The sequence below is a fragment of the Ancrocorticia sp. genome (genome assembly GCF_052089425.1).
GTDB lineage: Bacteria > Actinomycetota > Actinomycetes > Actinomycetales > Actinomycetaceae > Ancrocorticia.
Genome location: NZ_JBQCZW010000056.1, coordinates 1 through 8,795, shown reverse-complemented (window position 1 = coordinate 8,795; position 8,795 = coordinate 1). Strand labels below are relative to the sequence as shown.

The window sequence follows — 8,795 nt, the reverse complement described above, 5'->3', positions numbered from 1 at the left end:
CTCGAAACCGGAGGATTCACAAACCAACTCCTACACCCCCAACTGTGAAGAGCCCATTAAATCATAAATACGTCATGTCTATGCATCGTATTATGGCTCACAGAGAGTGATCAAATGCTATGCATACAGGTCTTTTTGGTTACGTAATGTGGTGCGCGCCATGTCAAACTAATCATACGATTTGAGCCGATTGTTGGTGTGCACCAAACGTGCCGCAGCAGGCACTATTGAGGACATGGGAGGGCAAGTTCCCGGGAAAATTCCGGTTCTGAGTGGGAATTGATGACGACGACGGCGAATTTCCCCCGCGGCACTCGGCGCCTGCGCCAACCATTGGTAAGACCAATAATGAATCGAAGAGCCGTGGAAAATGACGGGCTCTGTGGAAAATGACCGGCTCTATCCTTCAACCAGAGCGGGGAACTCCACATAGTGAGCCTGCACCGCGTGTGCGGTGCGTCCAACATCCCGTGCGGCGATCGCGCTGACCATCTCGCGATGCAGCTGCATGGAATGTGCGGCAACCTCGGATGTGTAGCTCTCGGCCAGAAGCCATTCCTCATCGCGGGTTTGTTCCGTCAGCGCTCGGTGTATTGTGCCGAGCCTCTTGGAGTGTGAGGCCTGCCCAATCGCAAGGTGAAGATCATAGGTCGCATCAAGATAACCCTCGTAATCATCATCCTCAAGGCATTCTGACATGGCCTCCACAACGGCCTGCATCCGCATAACGTCTGAGCGGCGGGCGCGAGCACACGAGAGCACAGCGGCAGAAATCTCAGTGGCCATCCGATATTCCAACGCATCAGCAATGTCCACACCAGTCTGGACTTTCAGGGCGGCATCGCCGATCTGTGCCGGGGCCTCAAGGATGTAGGTGCCGTCTCCCGAGCGGCTCTCAACCCGCCCGGCGATCTGCAGAGCCATAATGGCTTCGCGCACGGTTGCACGTGAGACCTTCAAATCCGCCGCGAGCGCACGTTCGGATGGCAGGCGCTGGCCCGGCTCAAGCGCCTCGTTCGCGATCATCTCAAGGATGCGCTCGATGGCGCCGCTTGTCTTGCTCGTGCCCGGATGTGCATTGGCCATGGCTTCCTCCCCGGTCAGCTGTTGGTCACAATAAGTTCGGCGCGCTGGAACTCTTTGACATCCGAATAACCGTTGGCGGCCATGGCGTGGCGGAGCGCGCCCATCAGATTGGTCATGCCGTTTGCTGAATGCGAGGGTCCAAACAGGATCTCCTCAAGCGTTCCTGCACGTTCCACACCCACTCGTTCGCCTCTGGGCAGGCGAGAATGGCGCGCTTCGGCGCCCCAGTGCCATCCGCGGCCAGGAGCCTCCGTAGCTCGGGCAAGCGCGGTGCCCAGCATCACGGCGTCCGCTCCACAGGCCACGGCCTTAACAAGATCACCAGATCGGCTGATCGATCCGTCAGCAATCACGTGAACGTAACGCCCGGATGATTCGTCTAGATAATCGCGGCGCGCGGCGGCAATATCCGCGATGGTCGTGGCCATGGGCGAGGTGATGCCTACAGTGCGACGGTTGGCGGATGCAGCCCCACCGCCATATCCGGCCAACACACCAGCAGCACCCGTTCGCATCAGGTGGAGAGCACCGTTGTAGGTCACAGAACCACCCACAATCACGGGAACATCCAGCTCATAAATGAACCGCTTGAGGTTGAGCGGCTCCCTGTTGGCGGACACGTGTTCTGCGGACACAGTTGTTCCGCGAATAACGAAGATATCCACGCCGGCATCTACCACTGTGCGCCACAGGGCCTGCGTGCGCCCGGGCGAAAGTGCTCCGGCTACCGTCACACCCGCTTCGCGAATCTCCAGAAGCCTCTCCCGCAGTAGCTCGGGCTTAACGGATTCTGAATAGATCTCCTGCATGCGGGCAGTAGCATCGCCAGCGCCTAGGTGAGAAATCTCTTCGAGGAGTGGATCTGGATCTTCGTATCGGGTCCACAGGCCCTCAAGATCAAGTACTCCCACTCCCCCGAGTTTTCCAATGGCGATTGCTGAAGCCGGGGACGTCACAGAATCCATGGGTGCAGAGAGAATCGGAACATCCATGTGGTAAGCGTCAAACTGCCAAGACGTTGAAACCTCGCGTACGTCACGCGTACGCCGGGACGCCACCACCGCAACATCGTCCAGTGTATAAGCGCGCCTTGCCCTCTTGCCTCGTCCGATCTCGATTTCACTCACGTCCCATAGCTTACATGTGGGAAGCTCCCGTTAGGCTTAGATGCAGGTTACGAGAGGACTCATCATGTGGACAGAACTCCCCATCATTGGCTTTGATACAGAAACTACCGGCGTGCGCCCCGATCAGGACAGGCTGGTCACCTGCTCCATTGTTGAGATGCTTCCCGGCGGTCAGGTGAACAAGATGTACTGGCTCGCGGATCCCGGCGTGGAGATCCCCGAAAAGGCCAGCGCAGTGCATGGCATCAGCACGGAGCAGGCACGCAGCGAAGGCCGCCCAATCGAAGACGTGCTGGAGGAAATTGCCGCGAAGCTTGCCGCCCACATGAGTCAGGGCTACCCCGCCGTGGCCTTCAATGCTTCCTACGATGTCACGCTCATCGAACACGAGCTGGCTCGCCACGGGCTCGCCACACTTGCCTCACGTCTGGGAGGGGACATCTTCCCTGTTGTGGACCCCTATCTTCTCGACAAGTCGGTTGATCGCTATCGCAAGGGCAAGCGCCGGCTCGAGGATTTGGTCCGCCACTATGGTGTGAGCGTGGACGGCGATTTCCACAATGCTGAGGCGGACGTTCTGGCCACTCTCAAAGTTTTAGCGGCAATGATGCGGGCACACCCGGAGGTAGCCAACGAATCACTTGAGGACGTACAAGGGCGCGAAAAGGCCACGCACGCGGATTTCATTGGCTTCCTCAACAAGAAGGCCGAAGAAAGTGGCCGGCAAAGTGCCGGCGATCCGCAGGCGTGGCCCGTGACGCGGCCGCTCTAGGGCAACCTGAGGCCCTAGGCGCGCCCGCTGTAGTTGGGTGCTTCAACTGTCATCTGTACATCGTGCGGGTGAGATTCGCGCAAACCCGCAGAAGTCATTCGCACGAACTGCCCGCGCTCCTTGAGCTCAGCAACTGTGGTCGCGCCTGAATAGAACATGGTTTGGTGAAGCCCGCCCACCAGTTCGTACAGGACAGATCCCAGAACGCCGCGGAAGGGCACTTGACCCTCAATACCTTCAGGGATGATCTTGTCATCGGAGCTGACATCGGACTGGAAGTAGCGATCCTTGGAATAGGAACGCTTTCCGCGAGAGGACATGGCACCCAGCGATCCCATACCGCGGTAGTGCTTGTACTGCTTGCCGTTGACGAACACGAGATCGCCAGGAGTCTCATCACACCCTGCGAGGAGGGAACCGAGCATCACGGTATCCGCACCGGCCACAAGCGCCTTGCCGATATCGCCTGAGTATTGCAGGCCACCATCAGCGATCAATGGAACACCGGCGGGGACGCACGCCTTGGACGATTCGTAGATCGCGGTGATCTGGGGAACGCCAACGCCTGCCACGACCCGGGTTGTGCAGATCGAGCCAGGGCCAACGCCCACCTTGACGGCGTCCACACCCGCATCTATTAGCGCCTGAGCGCCGGACTGCGTGGCCACATTTCCACCGATGATCTCCACCTCGTCAAAGGCGGAATCGGCGCGCATGCGCCGGATCATGTCCAGTGCCAGCTTCGCCTCCCCGTTGGCCGAATCCACCACCAACACATCGGCGCCGGCCTCTGCGAGCAGCAGGGCACGATCCCAAGAATCGGATAGGTAGCCAACGCCCGCTCCTACGAGGAGGCGTCCGCGGGCGTCCTTTGAGGCATTCGGGTATTGCTGGGTTTTGACGAAGTCCTTGACGGTGATAAGGCCAGAGAGGTTTCCTTCATCATCAATCAGCGGTAGCTTTTCAATCTTGTGCTGCGCTAGAAGGCGGGAGGCCTCTTCCTTGCTCACATCGGACGGGGCCGTCACGAGGGGCATGGGGGTCATCGTGTCACGCACGCTGCGCTGGGCGAATTCATCTTCTGGGATGAATCGCAGATCCCGGTTCGTGATGATACCGATCAGTTTGCCGTCCTCCACAACGGGAAGGCCGGACACGCGGTACTTGCCGCACAGCTCATCAAGCTGGGCAATTGTGGCCTCGGGGCCAACTGTCACAGGATCTTGGACCATGCCAGATTCGGAGCGCTTAACAACGCGTACCTGCTGGGCCTGATCTTGGGGCGAAAGGTTGCGGTGGATGATGCCAATTCCACCTTGCCGTGCCATGGCAATCGCCATACGCGATTCGGTCACGGTATCCATGGCTGCGGAAATCAGTGGGGTTCTCAGAGTGATCTTCCGAGTGAGCCTGCTAGAGGTCTCTACCTCGGAAGGGATAACGTCCGTTGCCTGAGGCAGAAGAAGGACGTCGTCATACGTTAAGCCAACCATTGCGAAGGGGTTCTCATCAGGTGTGATCACGTCTCCATGGTAACTGTGTGCGTTTTCCCCGCGCATTATGGACCACGCCACGCCCGCCCTCAGGCAGCAAGAAGCGCCCGGGGTGAACCGGGCGCTTCTTGTTCTCGTTTATCAGCTGAGCGTTACTTCGCAACAACTGCGAGGACGTCACGAGCGGAGAGAATCATGAACTCCTCGCCGCCGTACTTGACCTCGGTACCACCGTACTTGGAGTAAATGACAACGTCGCCTTCAGCAACGTCCACTGGAACGCGGTTGCCATTATCATCCACACGGCCTGGGCCTACGGATACAACCTTGCCTTCTTGCGGCTTCTCGGTTGCGGTGTCCGGAAGGACAAGGCCCGATGCGGTTGTTGTTTCTGCTTCCAGCTGTTGGATCACGATACGATCCTCAAGCGGCTTGATGGAGACCGACACTGCGGATCCCCCTTCTATAACTCGTGCTTTGGTCAGTAATGCCTAGCCGCGGGACCCGCCGTCGCGGGGGCCGGGCCCGAACCGGGCACAAGCCGTAGCCGAAGCTACGTCCACTAAGAAGGATAGGCCGCGATTAGCACTCGGTCAAGGCGAGTGCTAGCGCGTTTCTGTCAACGCGCCAGCACTCGCCGCTTATGTTCGGCTATTCTGCCTGCTTCCTTCTGGCATAGAACACGTAGACAAGCCCGCCAAGCAGTGCGATCACAACGATTGCACCCACCACAACCCAGACCGTGTTGCTCCCGCTACTACCCGAAACTGGGTACTGCGAATCTTGATCCCACTGAGCAGTCAGGTCAACATCATGATTGACGAAATCGAGCCCTAAAGCGTTCGTCACCACGAACCCGATATCAGTCTGATCGATCTGGCCGAGGATGTTCTGCGCGCCGGGGCCTTCAGCCTCAACCCGTACCTGAGAACCCGTGTGGTTCTGGTTACCTAGAGCCACCTCATGATCGTTCGAGGCAGCGGTGGCCCAGTTGATCACCATGTCGTCACCATCAGCGGTGACAACCTTGCTGGTGAGACCAGCGGTGTTCTCATCCACGCCCGTGATCTGCGAGGCGTGCGCATGGTCCGTAGTCACGATGAGCAAGGTGGGTTCACCCGTCTCCTCTACCCAATCACGCACCGTTTGAACGGCAAGGTCATACTCTTCGAATTCGCCTGCCATGCCGCAGAAGTCTGCTTCATGATTGGCTTTGTCAACCGAGGCCGCTTCGATCTGAAGAAGGAAGCCGTCATCGTTCTGGAGCATATCCAGCGCCTTGGCGGTCATCTGATCCAAGCCAGGAATGGTTTCCGGACGATCCGGGTTGGGAACGCATTCGATGCTTTCTTGGGAAGCCCCGTCAGTTTCCGGGATGGACTGGGCGTAGTTGCGTGGGAAGTTGCCTTCAGCGAACAGCCCCAGAACGGGCTCCTCGCTGCTAGCAGCGGAGATGCCGTCAAGTTCATCGGCAGTGGTTACCACCTGATAGCCCTGGTTCTCAGCGTTGGCAACAACGGATTCACCTTCCGTCCACGTGTTACCACCCCAGTTGCCTCCCTCTTGGACGATCTGGTCAAAGGCCGCTGAACCGCCACCAAGAGTGACGTCAGCACGCAGATCCACGATCTGTTCAGAGATCGATCCGATGCCGCCGTTCTCACGGTATTGGGATGCGAAGTCCTCGCCCTGACAGGATTCATCGTTCTTGCCTTCTTCCGGTCCATAGCACTTGCGATCAAGTGCGTGGGCGGCGAAGGAGCCTGGCGTGGCATCCTGCAGCTCAGCGGTGGAGACGTTGCCAACCTTCATGCCGTCCATGCGGGCAAGCTCCGCGAGGGTCACCACCGGGTTTCCTTCACGGTCCACTGCCACTGCACCGTCATACGTTTTCGTGCCGGTGGTCCACGCCGATGCGGACGCGGACGAATCGGTCACATAGTCCGGTAAGCCAGTCTCAGCATCCAACGAGAAGGTGGTGGCTGAACCCGTGAAAGGCAGCTCATCGATCCCAGCGAAACGCCCGTTTGCGCCGTGCAGGTAGTTACGGGCGGACGTGACTTCCGAATCGCCAGTGCCATCTGCAATGACGATCACCACGTTCTGGGCCTCCTCGTCATCGATACCCTGTCCTTCTGTACCAAACTGCGCACAGTCACCAGCACCGGGCACAACGGACCCATCGCCACCAACCATGTAGCATGACTCCACCGCATCAACGGGATCGGCTGCCTGAGAGACATCCACCCCGAGATCAGGATTCACCTCAGCAACCTCCCAATCGCCCAACTCCAACGCATTGGCGATGGTGTAGTGAAGGTCCGTCTGGTCGCTGCGCCCGATAACGTTTTCAGCTCCGGGGCCGTATGCGGCAATGCGCAACTGGCTGCCGGTGTGCTGTAGGGACACGTCCGGATCATTCAGGATCTCATCCAAAGGCTTCGTACTGTAACCGATGGATTGATGTGCACCGTCCACGGTGGTCACGCGAGTGGTGGCCGAAACTGTCTCAGTATCGTCCTCGACAATCTGAGTTGACTGCGAGTGGTCTGATGTCACGATAACGAGTGTTTCGCCATCTTCTTCAGCGAAGTCCAGTGCGGCACGGACGGCCTCGTCAGCCTGTCCCATCTCGCCCAGTGTTCCACATGCATCTGCGTCATGGGCTCCCTTGTCGATCGAGGCGGACTCGATCTGGAGCATGAATCCTTCCTCCGCCTCTGGATCATCGAGCAGTTCGATGGCCTTGTTCGTCATGTCCACCAGCTCGGGTTCGCCGCCCCTATCAGCAGCTACGCATTCCGTGGGTGAATCTTGGCTTCCTCCGGAGGTAGGCGCAACTTGCTCGTAGCGTCGGGTCATGTGCCCTTCGTTGAACAGCCCCAACACAGGTGCATCCTGATTGGCTTCTGTGATGCTACTGAGCTCGTCTGCATTGTTGACTACCTGAAAGCCGTTTGCTTCAGCGTTTTCACGGACGGTGTCCCCGGCTGTCCACGTGGTGGTGTTATCAAGGTAAGGGTTACGTCCTTCCCCACCTTCCACAACATCCTCCTCAAACGGCCCCCAGCCGCCACCAAGCGTGACATCGGGCCTCAGGTCAACGATCTGTTCGGAGATCGATCCGAGTCCGCCATTCTCGCGGTACTGGGTGGAAAAATCATCACCCTGACACGTCTCGGAGTTGCTCTCTTCGTTTGGTCCGTAGCAATTGCGATCAAGAGCATGCGAGGACATCGCGGCCGGAGTGGCATCCTGAACCTGAGCGGTGCTCACGTTGCCGGTCCGCATCCCGTCCTTCTTAGCGATTTCGAGCAAGTTTTCCAGAGGCTCGCCCGCAAGATCAACACCAATGGCGCCGTCATACGTCTTGGCTCCCGTGGCCCACGCACTGGCCGAGGATGCCGAATCCGTCCTGTACTGGAAGGAGCCATCCTTGTTGACCGAATGATGGGTGTATTTGCCGGTGGCAACAAAGTCATCCAAACCCGCGAAGCGTCCGGCCGCACCCTCCAGATGGTTTCGTCCAGCGGTCAGTTCTTGTTCGCCCATTCCATCGCCGATGATCAGAATGACGTTTCGGGCCGTTTCATCCGTTCGTCCCTGACCCGCTTTACCGAACTGCGCGCAGTCTCCCGGCTCGAGGATTCGTAACGATCCGTCCTCCTCCGTGGTGATACAGGTTTCAGGACCAGCAACTGCCGCTTGTTCCTCGGGAGTGGCTTGGTCCTCGGTTGTTTCGGTTCGCACTGTCGCGGTTTGTGCCGTGGCGGTTTGCTCTGTTGTCGCGTCTGCGGGTGGCGATGCTAGGCCGAGAGCCAAAGAAGAGGCTACAAGCGCGCTCGCTCCTCCGATTGCACCTAGTCGTCGTGAAAGTCTCATGAGTTCATTGCCTTTCTGGCGTGTGGTGATTCCGGGGTTTGTCATTGTTGTGAATGCGGCGGGTGAGACCTCCCAACTGCGTCGCTCGCCTACGTGTGCTGCTATGCACCGTTTATTTTGGAAAGCTCTCGGGGGATTGTCTCCGCGACTGCCGTATTGCAATCAGCGGCGCTGCTCACCTAGCTTCACAATCCGAACGAACAACAATGATCGAACAGACCCGAGAAGCTCCATGGTTGTGAGCCACATCTCACAGGCTAACATTTTGGGTGGAGTGCAACAACGCGTTTTCGAAAATTGTGTTGTTCCGTGAATATGCCATGGGAGGCTCCGTCCTCAGCACGGCGGGAGCATCGTGAGGACCGGCACGGCTGGCACGTCATGAGAGAATAGCCGCGTGGATTCTTCAACGCTTGCCCAACTCGTTTCTCCGGA

At 58.4% G+C, this 8,795-nt stretch carries 6 protein-coding genes; 1 reads left to right on the top strand and 5 read right to left on the bottom strand.

What is annotated here, in order from left to right:
* Positions 1-399 precede the first annotated feature (399 nt).
* Both ACTHV6_RS11425 and ACTHV6_RS11420 read right to left on the bottom strand, forming a co-directional pair.
* Positions 400-1,086: a FadR/GntR family transcriptional regulator gene (locus tag ACTHV6_RS11425; protein ID WP_441387714.1), complete on the bottom strand. Its 687-nt coding sequence runs from the start codon at positions 1,084-1,086 to the stop codon at positions 400-402.
* A 14-nt stretch (positions 1,087-1,100) separates the two neighbouring features.
* On the bottom strand, positions 1,101-2,213 hold the full coding sequence (locus tag ACTHV6_RS11420; protein WP_441387713.1) for a GuaB3 family IMP dehydrogenase-related protein: 1,113 nt from the start codon (positions 2,211-2,213) through the stop codon (positions 1,101-1,103).
* 64 nt (positions 2,214-2,277) lie between these two features.
* Here ACTHV6_RS11420 and ACTHV6_RS11415 point away from each other — a divergent pair, with 64 nt between their 5' ends.
* Positions 2,278-2,985: an exonuclease domain-containing protein gene (locus tag ACTHV6_RS11415; RefSeq protein WP_441387711.1), complete on the top strand. Its 708-nt coding sequence runs from the start codon at positions 2,278-2,280 to the stop codon at positions 2,983-2,985.
* Positions 2,986-2,999: 14 nt separating this feature from the next.
* Here ACTHV6_RS11415 and guaB read toward each other — a convergent pair whose 3' ends face one another.
* The 3 genes from guaB to ACTHV6_RS11400 form a co-directional block, all read right to left on the bottom strand.
* Positions 3,000-4,544, bottom strand: a complete 1,545-nt coding sequence (guaB, locus tag ACTHV6_RS11410; RefSeq protein ID WP_441387716.1) for an IMP dehydrogenase — start codon at positions 4,542-4,544, stop codon at positions 3,000-3,002.
* Between the two features lie 86 nt (positions 4,545-4,630).
* The gene (gene groES / locus ACTHV6_RS11405) at positions 4,631-4,927 is read right to left on the bottom strand and encodes a co-chaperone GroES (RefSeq protein ID WP_441387710.1); all 297 of its coding nucleotides are present in this window, start codon (positions 4,925-4,927) and stop codon (positions 4,631-4,633) included.
* Between the two features lie 202 nt (positions 4,928-5,129).
* Positions 5,130-8,228, bottom strand: coding sequence for an alkaline phosphatase (locus ACTHV6_RS11400; protein ID WP_441387709.1), 3,099 nt, complete (start codon positions 8,226-8,228; stop codon positions 5,130-5,132).
* Between the last annotated feature and the right edge of the window lie 567 nt (positions 8,229-8,795).

What these genes read in the sequence shown, in the direction of transcription:
- ACTHV6_RS11415 (WP_441387711.1), top strand. Translation starts at nt 2,278, where the DNA reads ATGTGGACAGAACTCCCCATCATTGGCTTTGATACAGAAACTACCGGC.
- guaB (WP_441387716.1), bottom strand. Translation starts at nt 4,544, where the DNA reads ATGCGCGGGGAAAACGCACACAGTTACCATGGAGACGTGATCACACCT.
- ACTHV6_RS11425 (WP_441387714.1), bottom strand. Translation starts at nt 1,086, where the DNA reads ATGGCCAATGCACATCCGGGCACGAGCAAGACAAGCGGCGCCATCGAG.